Origin of the sequence: Pantoea cypripedii (assembly GCF_011395035.1) — a bacterium.
Taxonomy (GTDB): domain Bacteria; phylum Pseudomonadota; class Gammaproteobacteria; order Enterobacterales; family Enterobacteriaceae; genus Pantoea; species Pantoea cypripedii_A.
Genome location: NZ_CP024770.1, coordinates 1129440 through 1147062 on the forward strand (window position 1 = coordinate 1129440; position 17623 = coordinate 1147062).

A 17623-nucleotide genomic window follows, 5' to 3' on the forward strand; every position below is an offset into this window, starting at 1 on the left:
ATCCAGGGAGATGACATGACAAAGAACCAGTCCCTACGCCACGCCTTGAACAATGGCAAGCTGTTTGCCGCCATGGCTGCACACAATCCGCTGGCCGCAAAGCTGGCGGAAGATGCGGGCTTCGGCGGAATCTGGGGGAGCGGCTTCGAGTTGTCGGCTAGCTATGCCGTCCCGGACGCCAATATCCTTTCGATGGGTACCCACCTTGAGATGATGCGTGCCATTGCCGCGACCGTTTCCATTCCCCTGATCGCCGATATCGATACCGGGTTTGGCAATGCGGTCAACGTCAGCTACATCGTTCCTCAGTATGAGGCGGCCGGCGCGTCGGCCATCGTGATGGAAGATAAGACCTTCCCGAAAGACACCAGCCTGCGCGCCGATGGCCGCCAGCAACTGGTGCGCATCGAGGAGTTCCAGGGAAAGGTGGCGGCAGCGGCAGCGGCCCGCCAAGACAAGGACTTCGTCGTTGTGGCGCGCGTTGAGGCGTTGATTGCGGGAATGGGGCAGGAAGAAGCGATCCAGCGCGGCATGGCTTATGCAGAAGCGGGAGCGGACGCCATCCTGATCCACTCGAAGCAAAAGACACCGGATGAAGTCCTGGCATTCATCAGCGCCTGGCAGGGCAAGGTCCCGCTGGTGTTGGTCCCGACCGCCTATCCGCAACTGACCGAGGCGGATATCGCCGCGCTGGGCAAGGTCGGCATCGTCATCTACGGAAATCACGCGATCCGGGCCGCTGCTGGCGCCATGGCCCAAGTCTTCCGGCAGATACGCAGCGATGGCGGCATCGCCAATGTGGACATAACCTTGCCGGCCGTGGCCGAAATCATTGCCCTGCAAGGCGACAAGCACATGCGCGAGATTGAAGCCAGGTTCCTTCGCTGACCAGGCATTGGGTCAACATCGGGCGACGGGAAAGGTTTAAATGCCTCGCCCGTCCTGGCTTTCTTTTTCTTTAGGGATGACCATGCGATTCTCATCATTATGCATCCGAATTGCCGCGATTTGCATCGGCATTGCCCTGCTGGCGGTGATTGCGGTGGTGACGGCGAATATCATCACCGCCTAATCACGCATGTCGTTGTCGCTGTCTGCCCAACTGGAACAGCTGGCGCAAAGCAGATCGGCCTCCATCACGGATTGGGTTGCGGCAAAAAAGTCCGCAACAGCCTCGATCAAGCCGTCCGTGGTGCTGGAAAATCCAAAGTCCTTTGCCAGGATGGCCGAGCTGGCAGGCGGCTTTACCCAGACCTATATCGGCTATCCGGACAAGCACGCCATCTTTTCACAGGACCCGGCCCGGGCTACCGAATACGATCCCACCCAGCTCCCGCGCAAAGCGCTCCATCTCCAGCAAAAGATGTTCACCCTTGAAGGTAAAAACGACGGTAATGTCCCACGTCGATCATCGCAAATCTCTTTAACCATGCGGGCTTACGAGCCCGTTGATGATCGAGTGGGGTTCATTTTTTCCCCAGCAGTTTAGCCGCAGCTGAGCGTAGAAGTTTAATACGCAGATCTTCCCAGTGTTCAACAAAGGCGTCGCGGGCAGTTTCAAAATCACGGGTACGTAAGCACGCGATAAGGTGTTCGTGTTCAGAGATGATTTCGTTAGGATCGGTATAGTGGAACTGCCTCTGTACCAGTAATAATTCAATCTCGCTCTCCAGCACGCTATAACTGCGAACCAGTCTTGGGCTGCTGCTGGCAGCAATGATCGCACGATGAAACTCAGTATCTGCGGTGACCAGCAATGAGCGAGGGGCATCCGCCGGGGCATTCTTCAGCACTTCTACTGCACGAATGGCATCAGGAGGAATGATGCCATTGTGAATGATCATCTTCACCGCTTCGACTTCAAGCACGCCACGCAGTCGGGTGATATCGACAATATCATCCGGCCCAAATTCAGGGATACAAAAGCCACGATTTGGCACCTGTAATAGCAGACCCTGAGCCACCAGCCCCATTGCTGCACTGCGGAAGCTGTTGCGTGATACATCAAAAAAGGTCGCCATTTTGATATCACGCAAAAACTCACCGGGAGCGAAATCCCCGTTTAATATTCTCGATTTTAGCTTATCGACCAGCGCCTCTACGGTAGAACCATGAGGGCGTTCCAGCTCACTATCGTTATCAAAATCGGCCATTGTCAGATGCTACTCGATCACGTTGAAGTTATGAAATATGGGGACAATTCTTGCAGATACTATGCCAACTCGCATCGTCAATCTCAAATCCTGGCCACACTAAAACACCTTTTTGTCAGACAATTTTGTACCTTTTACTGCGATGTGCTGATGACTTCAACCCGGATACCCTGCAATAGCCGGGTATCCGGGCCTGTGCGTGTAGATTTTTTCTTATCTGCCCCTCACTTTCAGAAGCCTGTAGTCAGGATGTTATGAACACAAGCTCCCACTAAAATAAATCAAATAAAAATTGTTCTACGATATTTTTGTTGATGTAAAAGGCATCAACAGTTTTCATCTTGAGTTTCACCATCAGTTTCACTGTTTATTATGCCTGATATTGGTCCGGATGTACCCGGGGTCGCCAGGATTCCCTACCCCTTCAGGCTCAAAAAAAGTGCAGGCATGTGAAGTTTTTGCACCAAAAATAAACGCATAAGGCTTTATATTGGTGCGGTTTAGTGTTTTTTCTCTTCATCAGCGCTTGTCCCTGTCTCAGTACAGCACTCATGTCAGGCTGTTAACCTGCTTAGAAATCATCGGAAACCCACACAGGTGAAAATTAAGCCATCTTTCATTGTCCATTTTATCTTTGTGGCACAATTCATGCTTTAAATCGTAGGACAATTTTTATTTTTACTGTTTCGACCTCGCTGCAATAAGTGCGTTGATGGGGGATAAAAATGAAAGGCGTGGGTGTCGTCACGTACATGTCCGCCGCATCAGCAGGCAAAGGTTCTTATCTTGAGGAGGCATCAGGTGAAAGAATTAGCAATTAATTGTGATATGGGCGAAGCGTTCGGTATTTATCGTCTTGGCAATGATGAAGATGTCATGCCCTTCGTGACGCACGCGAACATAGCCTGTGGGTTCCATGCATCGGATCCTTCAGTGATGTGGGAAACCGTTAAAATTGCGAAAAAGTACGGTTTAAAAATTGGTGCACATCCTGGCCTTGCTGACAAAGAAGGGTTTGGGCGCCGTGAGATAAAGCTATCCCGCCGCGAGGTTGCGGCACTCATCCTCTATCAAACCGGGGCACTCAAAAGTTTTCTGGATACTGAGGGCGTTCCTCTCTCACACATCAAACCACATGGTGCTTTGATGGGAATGGCAATGCGAGACAACCACATTGCTGAAGGGGTGGCAGATGCAGTCCTTGCTTTAGGGGTGCCGATTATCGCTTGTGCTTTCAGTGAGATGACCCGCGTATTCGACGCGCGTGGTGTTGAATATAGCTGCGAATTTTATGCCGACCTTGATTACGACGACGAAGGGCGACAAATCATTGCCCTTACCCATGACCCTGTTGAGCCTGCTGTTTCAGCTGCCCGTGTATTGCAGGCACTGAAAACCGGAACCGCTAAATCTGTCAACGGTAAAACCGTCCGGGTTGCCGCTGATACCGTCTGTGTGCACAGCGATACGCCAAACGCCATTGCCATTGCTAAAGCTGTTCACACAGCAATGAATGAGCATATACACGCACGTGGAGTGCGGTAATGGTAGTCGCGCTTCGGTCTTCTCTGCCTTTGAGTGGTGAACATGTCCGCCACATCATCCGACAGTCACTCACTGAAACCGTCAGGGCTATCGCGCCCTCACTCGGTCCGAATGGACGTGGGGTGATATATGACGTGGGTATGGCTCAGGCAGGCATGGCGATGAGCGGATGCACAATTGCGAAGCTGGTGGTGGGTGAAGAGGGCGCGGAGACCATTGCCCCGCGTATTTTACTGGAAGCGATGAACGGCATACGCCGCGATCTGGGCGATGGCGCGATCCGCCTTGCCTGCATCACTAATGCAATTTATCAGTCAGCCTCATTAAGTGTGAGCCGCGGCGGAAACCCCGGGCAAATTTCACGTGCCCTTAAAGATACTGGTGTGCTGGCAATGCAGCAGTTGGCCAACCTGCGAAGTGTTATGCCTGCGGTTACCCAAATAGCCAGAGTAGCCAGTGGCGACAGTGAGATAGCCGCCGCACTTGGCGCAATTGGCGAACATATTATGTCACCCGGTACGATAGAGGTTAAAGAAGGGGAGAAACCCGGATTGGAGCTTTTACAGCATTCCGGGTTTTGTCTGGATATCTGCCCCGACATTGCCGGCATTAGTCCGACGGAACCTCGAGTCTGCATCGAAATGGACAATGTTTATCTGGTGGTCATCAATGAAGTCATCTCAGACTTAGGCCCAATGGCACCTGTGCTGAATGCCTTCGTTCAGAACAATAAATCACTGGTCATTATCGCTCGTGGATTTGTTGGCCAGGCGGCAGCTGCGTTGATTGAGAACCGAGGCAAATATTGTCTCAACATTCTGGGATTGGTGCCTGAAGCTTCAGGTTTGCATGCCCTCGATCTTCTGGAAGATGTGTGTGTTGCGTCGGGGGCGACGCTCATTGGTGAGACAACTGGCATTGATCTCACCGCCATACAGCCTGCCATGCTCGGCCACGCCCGACACATTATTGTTGATAAAAACCACTGCGTGTTAACAGATCCGACCGAGGTACCCGCTGCCATTAAGTTACGCCAGACAAGTCTCCTTAAGGAAGCTGAGCAGCATCGTTATCTCGCGTTGGACCGGGAAAGACTCCAACGCCGGGCCGCCAGACTCAATGGCTATTGGGCGGAACTGAAAATCAGTGGGTTAAACCCGTGGGAAACCGTTCAGAGAATGGACGATGCACGTGCTGCCATCGCGGTCGTTCAGGCAGCCGGGCAGAGGGGGGTTGTGGCTGGCGGCGGTAAAGCGCTCGCCCGAGTGGCAGTCTGGCTCGGGCAACTGGATAACGTCCGTAAACCGGCTGAGCAGGCAGCACTTCAGGCCGTTATTGCGGGTTGTAATGCAATTCAAGATCAACTCTCCGCTAACAGCAAACAGGATGAGGGGGAGTGGAGGGACGATATCGTCGACCCCTTTTCCATCACGCAGACCCTCTTTCAACGTGCAATCTCTGTTGCCGCCACCCTGTTAACCATCGAGGTTTTAGTATGATGAATTCACCTTCGCAGAAAATCACTGCTTCCCGCACAGCGCATTTTACCGATACCCAATCCCCGGTTGATGACGATGTCATTCTTAGCGCTGTGAATGTGGTACACCGCTATGGGGATAACCTGGCGCTGGATAATGTTTCGTTGAATGTTAAACGAGGTGAGTTCTTAGTCATTTTGGGAGAAAGCGGGTCCGGTAAAACCACAATGTTACGGGTTATCTCCGGACTGGAGCAGGCCACGGCTGCAACGACATTGACGCTGGATGGAGTGGACCTGACAAACGTTCCTGCCGCACAACGTAACTGCACGACAGTCTTCCAGAACTACGCATTGTTCCCGCATATGTCGGTGGAGGAAAACGTCGCGTATGGTCTGAAATTGCGCAAAGTGCCCACAGCGGAAAGGCAGGATCGTACCCGAAAGGCACTGGAGATGGTTCGGCTGGCACATAAAGGACATCGCCGTATCAGCCAACTATCCGGTGGTGAACGTCAACGCGTGGCGCTGGCCCGCGCGATCATCACCAAACCCGCCGTGTTGCTTCTTGATGAACCCCTGGGCGCACTGGATGAACGGTTGCGCTATGACATGCAGGCCGAACTGGTTGAGCTGCATCAATCACTGGGTATGACCTTTATCTACATTACTCACAGCCAGGAAGAAGCGTTAACCATGAGTGACCGCATCGTGTTGATGCGTCGGGGCCGTATTGAACAATGCGGTACTGCTGAAGAGTTATTTGACCGACCCGTCAGCCGTTTTTCCGCCGAATTTATGGGTTTTGATAACGTTGTTGAATGTAAAGTGGTCAGGACGGAGGCAGAAAATCGGGTTGTTGTGGATATGAACGGCATCACCATGACAGGCTTTTCAGCTGATCTGTCAGCACTGCAGCCAGGGGATGACGCACTCATCGCTTTTCGTGCAGAACGGCTTTTACCGGTCAGTTCATTTGAAGCGATTTCTCCTGAATATAATATTTTGCCCTGCACACCACATGAACATCTCTATCGCGGAAAATATACCGACCGCACAGCCAAAACGGAATATGGTTACACGATGAAAATAAGAACATGGGACCAACACCAGGATCAAAGTACTTTCAATGGCGTCATTTGCCGCATGCAGGATTGTGTTGTTCTACGTAATTAATACACCTTTAAACAATTTTTAAATAACAAAGGCGGTTCATTATGACAGATAAGTATTCAACATACTCGCAACTTCAGTTATCGCGTCGGACATTATTGAAAAGTGTGGCAATTACCAGTGCTGCAACAGCACTGGGATCTTTATCTGTTCCAGGCATGGCCTGGGCAGCGGGTTCGCCAACTATAAAAGCCTATGGTGTAACAACATCTCAGCTCAAAGACTGGTCGATACTGCAAAAAAGTAGCGGGCTTAAAATGGAGTTTATTGGTTCCAACAATGACGTTGGCGTATTTATGCGTGACGTTATGGCCTCTCAAATGGGTACAAAAGTAGACTTGTTCATTTTTGAGGGGGGGACGCAGAATATTCTTGGGCCGCAAGGATATTATCTGCCACTTGATGAAAAAAATCCTGAATTAACCCTTTGGCAACGCACCTCTGATGACTGGAAATACTCGGCGGTGGTGAAAGGCAGCGATGGCAAACAATACGGTGTCCCGGTAATTGGTAATGCAGATAGTTTTGGTTATATCCCGGAAAAACTGGGTCTGCCCGCAGATGGCAGTGCTGATGTGTCCTGGCAGATGATGTTTGATAGCGCAAAAACGCATGGCCGTGTGGGCTATGACAAAACCTGGAATTACTCCATCGGACCTGCGGCTCTTTACCTGAAAGCTAACGGTAAAGCCAAAATCGCTAATCCAGCGGATCTGACCGCCGATGAGGCTAAGACAGTGGTGGATTTTCTGGTTGCACGTAAAAAAGCGGGCCAGTTCCGTACCCTGGTTTCCTCTTTTGAGGAGCAGGTACAACTGCTCGGTAATGGAGAAGTGAATATCCTCAACTGCTGGGAACCGGCGGTAAAAGAAGCCAACGGCAAACTGGGTGACAAAGCACGTTACGCCTATACCGTGGAGGGCTATTACAAGTGGGGGCATGGTGCCTATATTGCCTCACAAGCTAAAGACCGCGGCAATCTCGATAACATTTACAAGATGCTTAATTATTATCTGGGTGGTGAATATCGTGCCCTGCAGGCAAGGGATCGTGGCTACGGCGGACCGAATATGGATCTGGCGATCCAGTATGCCCATGCTAATAACTGGACAGCACAGGAGATCGCAGATCTCGAAGCGAACCAGAAGAAAATCGATCGTAAATTTGCCAAGCCGTTTGTCAGTACCTCTACGCCTTCCAATGCGGACGCAATTGAAGAGCAGTGGCAGCGCTTCCTGAACGCCTGACAATTCAGCTGGAGAGACAGATGAACAAGTTACACCCACCTTTAAAAAAAGTATCACGCAAAGTGCTCACACCCTTAGAAAGGCCAGCGTGGCTGGTGCCATTATTTGTCGGGGTATGGTCACTGTTAGTTATTGTGCCGCTTATTGTGCTCTTAACTTACAGTTTTTTTGAAAGTAAAAACTTTGCGATGATTTATAAGCCAACACTGGAAACCTGGTACAGTCTTTTTTCATCAGGAAGATTTGAAGTCACTGTTCGAACATTGCGAATTGCGCTAACGGTGACATTTATTGATCTGATGATTGCATACCCATGTGCACTCTGGCTGGCTAAAGGTGGGTGTAGTAAATCAATGCGGGCGATCGTGCTCGCATTATTAACCATTCCGTTCTTCCTGGATTTATCTTCCCGGATTATCGTCTGGCGAGGAATTTTAGATGAAAATGGTTTGATTAATTATCTGCTGTTGCATCTTCATATTATTTCGACCCCAATCGAAGGCATGCTCTATAACGAAACGGCCGTTCACTTTGGCATGATCATCTCTTATTTCCCGACAATGGTTTTGCCTCTCTTTCTGGCTATCAGCGTGATTGATGACAACCTGGTTGCTGCAGCGGCAGATATGGGGGCAACACCTTTCAGGATCCTGAAAGATATTATTTTTCCGTTATCTCTGCCCGGCGTCGTGGCCGGAGTGGTGTTCACGCTTGGGCCAGCGCTGGCGTCCTGGGTAGAACCCAATATGTTGGGTGGTGGCTTCGTCAATATGCTGAGCAATTCTATCGACAGTGCCTATAGCGCACTGCGCTATCCGGTATTGGCTGCCCTTTCAAGCTTTGTCATTTTCATGATCGGTGCAATTTTCGCCATTCTTCTGCTGGTCACTCGTCGTGTTACGGATCTTTCAAATTCATTCAGGAGCCTGCACTGATGACTGCGTTATTAACGACTAAAGCGGCACGAAAAATGATGACTTCCATCAGTGACTCTGAGCATCGCCACGTATTACATAATTCCTGGAGCTATTGGTCGGGATGGAGGACCTTGGGAGGGTATGCATTGTGGATAATGCTTGCACTGATCTATTTTCCATTGCTGTGGCTGGGGTTGATGTCGTTTAGTGCCAGACCCTTATCCGGTATTCCATTTCCGTTCACCTTTGAGCACTACGATGCGCTGTTTGCCAATACCAGCTGGATCCAGCCATTCGGCATCAGTGTATTGATAGGTGTCGGTGTCGGGATGGTCACGGCATTTACAGCCACCGTCGTTGGGCGTGCCATACCACACTCACCGCGTTCCGGTATGCTGGTTTTACTGGCGATGTTGCCGCTGTTTATCCCGGGCATGTCGATGGGGGCAGCGCAGTTTATTTTCCTTCGCCCAATGCTTGGCATGACGTTAGGTTACTGGTCCATTTTCCTCGGTCACATTGTCTGGGCGTTTCCTTTTTCATTGCTGATCGTTTTGGTACTGACGACTCGCTTTGATTACAAACTTATCGAAGCGGCTGCTGATTTGGGGGCATCACGCTGGCAAACCTTCTGGCAAATAGAAATGCCCATTCTTCGCCCTGGCATTGTTGGTGCGGCCTTATTCGGTTTTCTCATCTCATTTAATGAGGCCCAACGCTCCATCTTCCTGCGCGGAACGTCCACCACCATGCCAATCTGGAACTGGACTATGGCCTCATCACAACAATCACAAGTGCCAATCATATTCAGCCTTGAAACCATTGTTCTGCTGGTCGTACTTCCATCACTGGCAGCTGTTTTCTGGGTGTTATTTGCCCGGATGGATAAGAACTGATTGTAAAAAGTACACGGAGAACATCCATGCTTCAGCACCTCCCACGTTTTGCGCCTGCTGGCGACCGGTTCATTGAGATTGAGCTGGGCAAAGAGATGAGCTTTGAACTGAATATCCAGGTACATGCCCTCGCGACAGCGATAAGAGCGGCAACCATTAATGGGATTATCGAACTGGTACCTGAGCTGGCATCTCTGCTGGTTTCCTATGATCCAGACCAGATCAGTTATGACGATGTCGTCAAGGAAATTTCCGCACTCTATGAAGGTGTACAGAGGAAGGACGTTCAGCCCATCGCGAGCCGACTGTTTCATGTTCCGGTGCTCTACTTTGATCCCTGGAGTGAAGAGTGCATCACTGAGTATCGCAAAACGCATCCGGACAAGCTTACTGACCCTGAACTGCTATGCGAGGTTAATGGTCTCGCTGACCGAGTGGAGCTGCAACAGGTGCATATGGGCACCGAATATTGGGTGGCAGCGCTGGGATTCTGGCCGGGACTATGCTCACTGATGCCTCTTGACCCGCGTTGCCGTCTCCATGCCCCCAAGTACAACCCGCCACGAAGCTGGACACCGAAAGGGACTATCGGTTTGGGAGGGGGGTTGACCTGCATCTATCCGGACCGCACGCCTGGTGGTTATCAAATCTTTGCACGAACGCCGATGCCGACCTGGGATCGGCATCAACGGTTGGCCGCCTTTACCAATAGCCCTGCGCTATTCCAGCCGGGGGACAGGGTGCGTTTCGTGCCAATAGACCGTCAGGAATACGATGACATTCAACGGGCTGTAGACGAGGGCGATTATCAGCACCCCCTCATCAGTAGTGAACCTTTTTCCGTGGCGAAGTATCGGGACTGGTTAACCTCGTTAGAAAAGGAGTGACCCCATGCTGGAAATCGTAAAACCGGGACTTGAGACATCAGTACAGGAACTCCCGGGCCGCATTGGCTATTGGGAACAGGGATTCCCACCATCGGGACCTGTTGATGCCTGGTCATTTCGTCTGGCGAATCTGCTGGTCGGTAATCACCGGGATATGGCCGCACTGGAATGGCAGTTTATTGGACCTACGGTCCGTTTCCTGGAAGACGCTGTGATTGCACTTACCGGTGCGGAACATGTTGCTCAACTTGATGGCGTGTTGGTGCCTTGTTGGCAGACTGTCCGGGTACAGAAAGGACAGGTGTTAAATTGTGGGGCGGCCAAAAAGGGCGCACGCGGATACATTGCGATTGCGGGTGGGATAAACACACAACCAGTACTGGGATCGCGCGCGACGTTTCATATGGCATCGATTGGTGGTACCGGCAATGGTGCGTTGAAAACCGGAGACTGTCTGCCTTTGGGCAAGGTTGCGGACGATGTAGCCGCGCTGTCTGCTCCGCTGGAGGTACGCCCGGTGATCGACCCGGCGCTACGTGTCTCTGGTGAAGACCGGGCGATCCCAGTGATGGCGGGTCCTAATGATCACTGGCTGGACGCCAATGGTATTGATGTTTTTACTAACAGCGAATGGAACGTATTGCCGCAAAGCAATCGCACCGGGATGCGATTGAAAGGACCAGAACTCACTTTCTCATCTGCTGCCAGTGATAAGCCGCCGGAACATGGTACACATCCATCAAATATCCTCGATCACGGCTATCCGTTAGGCGGTATCAGCATCGCCGGGCAAACACCGATTATCTTCATCAACGACTCCCCAAGTGCGGGTGGCTTTATGGTGCCCTTTACTGTTCCCAGCGCGGCAATCTGGCGTTTAGGTCAATTACGGCCGGGGGAAAAAATTCGTTTCAGATTAATCAGTCGTGAAGAGGCTGATTTGCTGAGAAAAAAAATCGATGCACTTTGTCATTCTGGTTGCCTGGCAACATTGCCGTCAGCCAACTGAACTCAGGAGAACACTCAATGCATGTTGAAATCAAAGGCGAATTACCAGGCGTTTTCTATCGTAGCCCCGCTCCTGGGGAACCCGCTTTTGTCAATGAAGGCGATGCCATTACGGAAGAGACTGTTGTCGGAATGGTTGAGTTGATGAAGCAATTTACCGAGGTATATGCAGGTGTTGCAGGGATACTGGAATCGTTTGCTGTCAATGACGGTGACGATATCGATACTGAGATGGCGATTGCGATTGTAAGGACTATTGAATGATCACGATTAAAAAATTATTTATCGCTAATCGTGGAGAAATTGCCCTGCGTGTAATCCGGGCCGCCCATGAGCTGGGTATTGAAACCGTGCTCGGATGCAGTGAAGCGGATAAAGACAGCCTGCCAGCCAGAATGGCAGGCGCTATTGAAGTTATCGGGCCGGCAGCGGCGAAAAAAAGCTATCTCAATATTGAGGCCGTGATCGCTGCTGCGCGTGCATCCGGGGCTGATGCGGTACACCCCGGCTATGGTTTTTTGTCGGAGAACAGTGAGTTTGCCGCAGCGGTCAATAATGCGGGTATGGTTTTTGTCGGCCCCTCAGCGGAAACTATTGCCCTGATGGGCAATAAAGCGTCTGCCAGACTTTGTGCCGAACGTGCCGGTGTACCTACTGTACCGGGCAGTAAAGGGGTGGTACGGGATATTGAAGATGCACTGCGAGAGGCGCGGGTTATCGGCTATCCGATAATGTTAAAAGCAGCAGCGGGTGGTGGTGGACGGGGTATTCGTGTTGCCCATAACGAGGCTGAATTAGAAAAAGAGTATGCGGTGGCCAGCCGTGAGGCATTGGGAGCATTTGGCGATGGGGATATTTATCTTGAGCGCTACATTACCCGTGCGCGGCATGTTGAAGTGCAGATACTCGGGGATGGTCAGCATGCTGTCCATCTGTTTGACCGGGACTGCTCCCTGCAGCGCCAGCGGCAAAAATTGGTTGAAGAGGCACCTGCCCCTGTTTTACCTGAAACAACGCGGGGGCTGATGGGAGAGGCATCCGTAAGACTGGCGGAGTCTGTAGGCTATTCCGGTGCAGGCACGCTGGAGTTTCTCTACAGCCCGGATAGCGATGAATTCTTTTTTATTGAGATGAATACGCGTATTCAGGTTGAACATCCAGTGACCGAAATGGTCACCGGCATTGACCTGGTCAGGGAGACACTTCACATCGCATCAGGCCATCCGCTGCGCTTCACTCAGGATGCGATAGTGCTGCGTGGCGCAGCGATAGAGTGCCGGATCAACGCTGAAGATCCCTTCGTGAATTTCAAACCTTCTCCCGGCACAGTGAAAGAGCTGACGCTGCCTTCTGGGCCTGGTGTACGGGTCGATTCAATGCTGTACGCAGGTTACGCCATTCCCTTCTATTACGATTCCCTCCTGGCGAAAATTATCGTCTGGGACGAAGATCGCGCTTCAGCGATCAAGAGAATGATGCGTGCGTTGAAAGAAATGAAAATTGAAGGTGTGACAACCACCATACCCTTACATCTGGCGATTCTGGAAGATAGCGGTGTATTGCGTAACGACATCCACAATGCTTATCTTGAGGAGAGTTTGCTTCCCGACTTTGTAGATAAAGCGGGAAATCTACAGTAAGCATGAATGGCCGGATGAACATCTTACCGTGATTTGGGGAGATATCGTCCGGCCAGGCCAACTTATCCCTCAAGTATCCCTTACGCGTCATGAGATACCCGTGCTGGCAGCGAACGACTCATTCATCTTATCTATCTCAGAAATGAAACATCGGATTGACCCCGAATCCTGGGTATATCGATTGATGCTCTAAATCAAAATGCCTTTGGATCTCAGTGATTTATTTTAAGTGATATATTGGAATATCACATAATTTAAATACAAAAACGCATCTTTTAAATTATTCATAAGATTGATTGATGATGTCGTTTTTATATAAGAATATTCAATGATAAAAACAAACATAAGAAAATAGAATGACGTGGTCACATTCAGGTTTTTAAGTAATAACATATTGTTTATATTGGTTTTTATTTCCTGATTTCATCTTGTGTGATGTCAACCATGATTAAAGTGAAAATTGTTTTTGACTTTCGATAAATTGATCACTAAAAATAATTGTGTTTCGATACACAAAGAATTAAATGAGTCTGTAAATTAAGATTTTATCAACACCGTAGTTATACCAATCAATCAAGCTAACATCAGGGGAATTAGAATGAAGCCATTTCTTAACTCGCTGTCTCGTAGTGGATTTTGGTTGAAAAAAGCGTCAATAGGTACACTGTTGGTTTCTGCTATCACGCTCAGTTACGGGATCAACAATACCTGGGCCCAGGACAAGCATCTGGTGTTTTATGAAGTGAGCCATGGCTGGCTCGGCCATCCATTCTGGGCAGTGGTGGATCGTGGTATGAAGGATGCAGCTAAAACCTACGGTGTAGATCTGGTTATTTTGCACGGTAATGCCCCGGCAAACTCCGCTCAACAGTCAGAAAAAATCGAACGGGCGCTGGCTGCGTCACCTGATGGCCTGATTGTTTCACTACCTGACGCTAAAGGGGTTGAATCAAGTCTGGCACGTGCAACAGCAAAAGGAATCCCGATCATCGCAATGAACGTTGCCGATACCCGGCCACCGGCGCAACGTATTCCGTACATTACTTATGTAGGCTCCGATGAATATCTCTCCGGTGCTAAAGCGGCTGAAGAATTAGTCAAAGATCCTAAAGTGACGGTAGGCCTGTGTGTGAACACCAATGCAGGGCAATCTGCACTGGTTGCGAAGTGTAAAGGTTTTACTGATGTGTTCCAGAAAGCAGGAAAGAAAGCGAGCACCATCGTTGTCTCGCCGGATAGCCCGACCCAGGCCGCTGAGCAGTTCCGTGCTTATTACATGGCCAACAGTGATGCCAATGGTCTGTTTGTGGTAGATGCCGTTTATACCCTGAACATTGTCAAAGTTCTTAAGGAGATGGGCGACCTGTCTAAAATCTCTATTTATACCAACGATCTACTGCCGGAAGTTCTGGACGATATTCAGTCCGGACAGATTACGGGCACCATCGATCAACAACCCTATGCGCAGGGATATCTGGCCGTCGAATTGCTCTATTTCTATAAAACTTACGGCATCAAACTGGCCTCTGATGTGTTAACTGGCCCAGCCATCGTGGATAAAACCAATGCCGCAATCACCAAAGACATGGTTGCAAAAGGCTATCGCTAAAGTTATTTCGTTCTGAGGATTTCAATTTTACGTTAACCGGAGGCATTGCTATGTCCAAGAATTCCGAAACGATACAGATACAGCCGTCCACTACCTTATCCTTTGGTGGCACCGCACGGGCCTTCATCTCCCGGCGTCCTTGGGTGGGTGCAGCGTTCTCTACTTTAATCGTGTTTATTATCTTTGCGGCGATCGCGCCGCATTTCACCTCAGCGGAAGCGTTAACGTCGATTGCCCTGGTGGCCGCGCAACTGGCTATCGTTGCATCTGCCGTGACCTTATTGATGATCGCCGGTGAGTATGATCTATCAGTGGGTGCGGTGCTGGCACTGTGTTCCATGCTGACGGCCTTTCTCGCTTCAACATTTAATATCAGTATCCCGCTGGTCATCGTCATCAGTTTACTGGCTTCCGCCGCAATAGGTGCGTTGCACGGTACGCTGGTGGTGAAGTGGGCTATTCCTTCATTCATTGCGACCCTAGGTGGGCTGATGTTCTGGCGCTCCATGGTGTACCTGATTTCCGGGGGGTATCCGGTTTCGGTTCCACCGGGATCCTCCACGCTTGCGCTCCTTTCGGAGCGCTTCCCGAACGGCTTAAGCATGGGGCTTTTCTGGTGTGCAGTGGTATTGCTGGCAGCGCATTGGGTTCTGGAACATACCAAGTGGGGAAACTGGATCTTTGCCACTGGCGGTGATCCGCAGGCTGCACGCGTTAAAGGGGTTCCGGTTAAAAAAGTTAAAATCTGGTTGTTTGTGCTCACCGCAGTACTGGCGTGTTTCGCTGGCATCATCCAGCTGGGGCGGTTTGGTACTGTCGATGCCAACCGTGGCATGGGGATGGAACTTGAAGCGATTGCTGCCGCTGTCATTGGTGGAACCAGCCTTAACGGCTGTGTGGGTAGTATCGTTGGGACTCTGCTGGGGTGCGTCATTATCGCGATGATCCAACAGGGGCTGGCGTTAATTAATATGCCCCCGGCGGTCTATCAGGCTCTCCTCGGTATTCTCGTTGTCGGTGCTGTACTGACCAATCGCGCTATTGAAAAGAGGGCTCGCAAATGATCACATCTAAAGATGCATTGCTTGAAGTGCGTAACCTGGCCAAAAGCTACGGGCATGTTGAAGCCGTTCGTGACGTTTCATTTAAAGTGGGCCCTGGCAAAGTGCTGGCGTTGCTGGGAGACAATGGCGCAGGGAAGTCCAGCCTGATCAAACTACTCAGCGGAGTGATCAAACCGGATAAAGGCGAAATGCTGTGGGAAAACCGCGAGGTTGAGTTCAATTCTCCCCTTGATGCGCAGCAGGCAGGTATTGCCACGTTGTATCAGGACCTTGCGCTGATTAATGACATCAGTATTGCCCGAAACGTTTTTCTCGGACGAGAAGATGCCGTCACTGTCGGCTGGGGGCCATTCAAGCGTCTTGATAAAGCAAAGATGCGTTCAGAAACGCTCAAAGCTTTTGAGATTATGGGGCTAAAAGTCAGAAACCCGGATGATCGGGTGCAGGAATTGTCAGGTGGTCAACGCCAGAGCATTGCCATCAGTTGTGCGGTCTATTTCAGTGCCAAACTGGTCATTCTTGATGAGCCGACCGCAGCCCTGTCGATCCGCCAGCAGGAACAGGTACTGGAGACGATCAAAACGGTACGCGACCGCGGCGTCTCAGTCATTCTGATTACTCACAATCTTCATCATATCAAACCTGTTGCCGACGATATTGTCGTGCTGCGCGCAGGATGTTCGATTGCCAGCATGCCTGCGGCGGGTGCCGATCCTGAGTATGTCGCCTCGCTGATCCGTGGCGATAACCTGGCCGTGGCCTGAATCTGACGCAGGGAGAGTAACATGAATATTTTCCGTACCTTTGGCAGAAGGCTGCGTCTTGGTGTGATCGGCGGCGGACCGGGTTCTTTTGTGGGTGCTGTTCATCGCGCGGCAGCGCGCATTGACGATAATTTTGAAATTGTTGCAGGTGTACTGTCTTCGGACCCGGTGAAATCAAAAATGTATGGCAGGGATATTGGACTGGCTGAAGACAGGGCCTATGGATCAGTTGAAGAAATGTTCGCCGCTGAACATGCCCGCCCGGATGGTATTGATGTTGTCGCTATCATGAGTTCCAACGGCACTCACTGCCAATATGCCGAAAGTGCAGTGAAATACGGGCTGGACATTATTTGCGACAAACCGCTGGGATCTGCACTTGATGAGTGCCTGGCGCTGGCAAAAAGTGTTAAGGAAGCGGGACTGGTCTTCTGCCAGACATTCAGTTACACCGGCTTTCCAATGGTACGACAGGCACGCGCAATGGTGCGGGAAGGAGACATCGGTGATATCAGGATGGTACAGGTCGAGTGTGTTCAGGGCTATGCGGCGGAAGCTTCTGCTGATGAACTCAGTGCAAACCCGGCCAACTGGCGTTTTCATCCTGATCTGAACGGTCCCTCTCTCATCTTCGGCGATATTGGTTGCCACGCTCACCATATGGTGTCCTTCGTGACCGGCCAGGAGGTCGTCAGACTCACTGCTGAGGTGAAAGCTGTCGTTCCCGGGCGTAAGACATCAGATACCGCCGGTGTATTGTTCAACCTGGAAAATGGCGCATCCGGCATGATGTGGGTGACCAATGCGGGTCCTGGTGCGGTGCATGGTCTGCGCTTTCGTGTCTTTGGTTCAAAAGGTGGGCTGGAATGGTTTCAGGAGGAACCTAATCAGCTCTTCCATTCACGTCTTGGACAATCAACCCTCACTCTCGAACGGCGCGGCTTTGGCCTCAAAGGCGAAGCTGACCGTGTCAGTCGTGTGGGCATCGGCCACCCCGAAGGCTACTTCGAGTCGTTTGCTTCACTTTATTCGGATGCTGCTGAAGCCATCGTTAAACGTCGACTGGGTCAGGATTACACCAGCGCAGTAAGGGATATGCCGACGATAGAAGACGGTGTGCGTGCCATGAAGTTTATGGATGCCGCCCTGGAGTCTTCACAAACCGGTTGTTGGGTCGACAGCAGGGTGTATCTCTGACCGGAACAGCGTTGCTAAACGCATTTGAAAAATTATATCGGGAGAA

Annotated in this window: 17 protein-coding genes; 16 read left to right on the forward strand and 1 reads right to left on the reverse strand. The window is 50.8% G+C overall.

Features of this window, described 5'->3' with window-relative positions; genetic code table 11:
* Window positions 1-15: 15 nt before the first annotated feature.
* Both CUN67_RS28625 and CUN67_RS28630 read left to right on the forward strand, forming a co-directional pair.
* Window positions 16-888 carry a phosphonopyruvate hydrolase gene (locus CUN67_RS28625; protein WP_208718894.1) on the forward strand — a complete coding sequence of 291 codons (873 nt, stop codon included), beginning with the start codon at window positions 16-18 and terminating at the stop codon, window positions 886-888.
* A gap of 190 nt (window positions 889-1078) precedes the next feature.
* A complete protein-coding gene (locus CUN67_RS28630; RefSeq protein ID WP_208718896.1) occupies window positions 1079-1489 on the forward strand; it encodes a hypothetical protein in 411 nt (136 codons plus the stop codon).
* On the opposite strand, the gene CUN67_RS28635 is transcribed toward CUN67_RS28630, so the two are convergent.
* A complete protein-coding gene (locus CUN67_RS28635) occupies window positions 1467-2153 on the reverse strand; it encodes a GntR family transcriptional regulator (protein WP_208718898.1) in 687 nt (228 codons plus the stop codon). The genes CUN67_RS28630 and CUN67_RS28635 overlap by 23 nt on opposite strands.
* A gap of 801 nt (window positions 2154-2954) precedes the next feature.
* On the opposite strand from CUN67_RS28635, the gene pxpA reads away from it, so the two are divergent.
* From pxpA to CUN67_RS28705, 14 genes are all read left to right on the forward strand, one after another.
* Entirely contained in the window at window positions 2955-3698 is a 744-nt protein-coding gene (pxpA, locus tag CUN67_RS28640; protein ID WP_254711449.1) for a 5-oxoprolinase subunit PxpA, read from the forward strand.
* Window positions 3698-5197: a hypothetical protein gene (locus CUN67_RS28645; RefSeq protein WP_208718900.1), complete on the forward strand. Its 1500-nt coding sequence runs from the start codon at window positions 3698-3700 to the stop codon at window positions 5195-5197. Before pxpA ends, CUN67_RS28645 begins: the two co-directional genes overlap by 1 nt.
* Window positions 5194-6351, forward strand: a complete 1158-nt coding sequence (locus CUN67_RS28650; RefSeq protein ID WP_208718902.1) for an ABC transporter ATP-binding protein — start codon at window positions 5194-5196, stop codon at window positions 6349-6351. Before CUN67_RS28645 ends, CUN67_RS28650 begins: the two co-directional genes overlap by 4 nt.
* Before the next feature lie 41 nt (window positions 6352-6392).
* The gene (locus CUN67_RS28655) at window positions 6393-7595 is read left to right on the forward strand and encodes an ABC transporter substrate-binding protein (protein ID WP_208718904.1); all 1203 of its coding nucleotides are present in this window, start codon (window positions 6393-6395) and stop codon (window positions 7593-7595) included.
* Between the two features lie 20 nt (window positions 7596-7615).
* Complete coding sequence (locus CUN67_RS28660; RefSeq protein ID WP_208718906.1) at window positions 7616-8530, forward strand: ABC transporter permease; 915 nt, start codon at window positions 7616-7618, stop codon at window positions 8528-8530.
* Window positions 8530-9408 carry an ABC transporter permease gene (locus CUN67_RS28665; protein WP_208718908.1) on the forward strand — a complete coding sequence of 293 codons (879 nt, stop codon included), beginning with the start codon at window positions 8530-8532 and terminating at the stop codon, window positions 9406-9408. Before CUN67_RS28660 ends, CUN67_RS28665 begins: the two co-directional genes overlap by 1 nt.
* 26 nt (window positions 9409-9434) lie before the next feature.
* The gene (locus CUN67_RS28670) at window positions 9435-10295 is read left to right on the forward strand and encodes a 5-oxoprolinase subunit B family protein (protein WP_208718910.1); all 861 of its coding nucleotides are present in this window, start codon (window positions 9435-9437) and stop codon (window positions 10293-10295) included.
* Window positions 10296-10299: 4 nt separating this feature from the next.
* Window positions 10300-11304 (forward strand): biotin-dependent carboxyltransferase family protein, encoded by a 1005-nt coding sequence (locus tag CUN67_RS28675; protein ID WP_208718912.1) that lies wholly within the window; start codon window positions 10300-10302, stop codon window positions 11302-11304.
* A 17-nt stretch (window positions 11305-11321) separates the two neighbouring features.
* On the forward strand, window positions 11322-11567 hold the full coding sequence (locus CUN67_RS28680) for an acetyl-CoA carboxylase (RefSeq protein WP_208718914.1): 246 nt from the start codon (window positions 11322-11324) through the stop codon (window positions 11565-11567).
* Window positions 11564-12943 carry an acetyl-CoA carboxylase biotin carboxylase subunit gene (locus tag CUN67_RS28685; protein WP_208718916.1) on the forward strand — a complete coding sequence of 460 codons (1380 nt, stop codon included), beginning with the start codon at window positions 11564-11566 and terminating at the stop codon, window positions 12941-12943. The genes CUN67_RS28680 and CUN67_RS28685 overlap by 4 nt, the downstream gene beginning before the upstream one ends.
* Before the next feature lie 598 nt (window positions 12944-13541).
* Window positions 13542-14552 (forward strand): sugar ABC transporter substrate-binding protein, encoded by a 1011-nt coding sequence (locus CUN67_RS28690; protein WP_208718918.1) that lies wholly within the window; start codon window positions 13542-13544, stop codon window positions 14550-14552.
* A 50-nt stretch (window positions 14553-14602) separates the two neighbouring features.
* Window positions 14603-15616, forward strand: a complete 1014-nt coding sequence (locus CUN67_RS28695; RefSeq protein ID WP_208718920.1) for an ABC transporter permease — start codon at window positions 14603-14605, stop codon at window positions 15614-15616.
* The gene (locus tag CUN67_RS28700) at window positions 15613-16380 is read left to right on the forward strand and encodes an ATP-binding cassette domain-containing protein (RefSeq protein WP_208718922.1); all 768 of its coding nucleotides are present in this window, start codon (window positions 15613-15615) and stop codon (window positions 16378-16380) included. The genes CUN67_RS28695 and CUN67_RS28700 overlap by 4 nt, the downstream gene beginning before the upstream one ends.
* 21 nt (window positions 16381-16401) lie before the next feature.
* On the forward strand, window positions 16402-17577 hold the full coding sequence (locus CUN67_RS28705; protein WP_208718924.1) for a Gfo/Idh/MocA family protein: 1176 nt from the start codon (window positions 16402-16404) through the stop codon (window positions 17575-17577).
* Window positions 17578-17623: the final 46 nt, after the last annotated feature.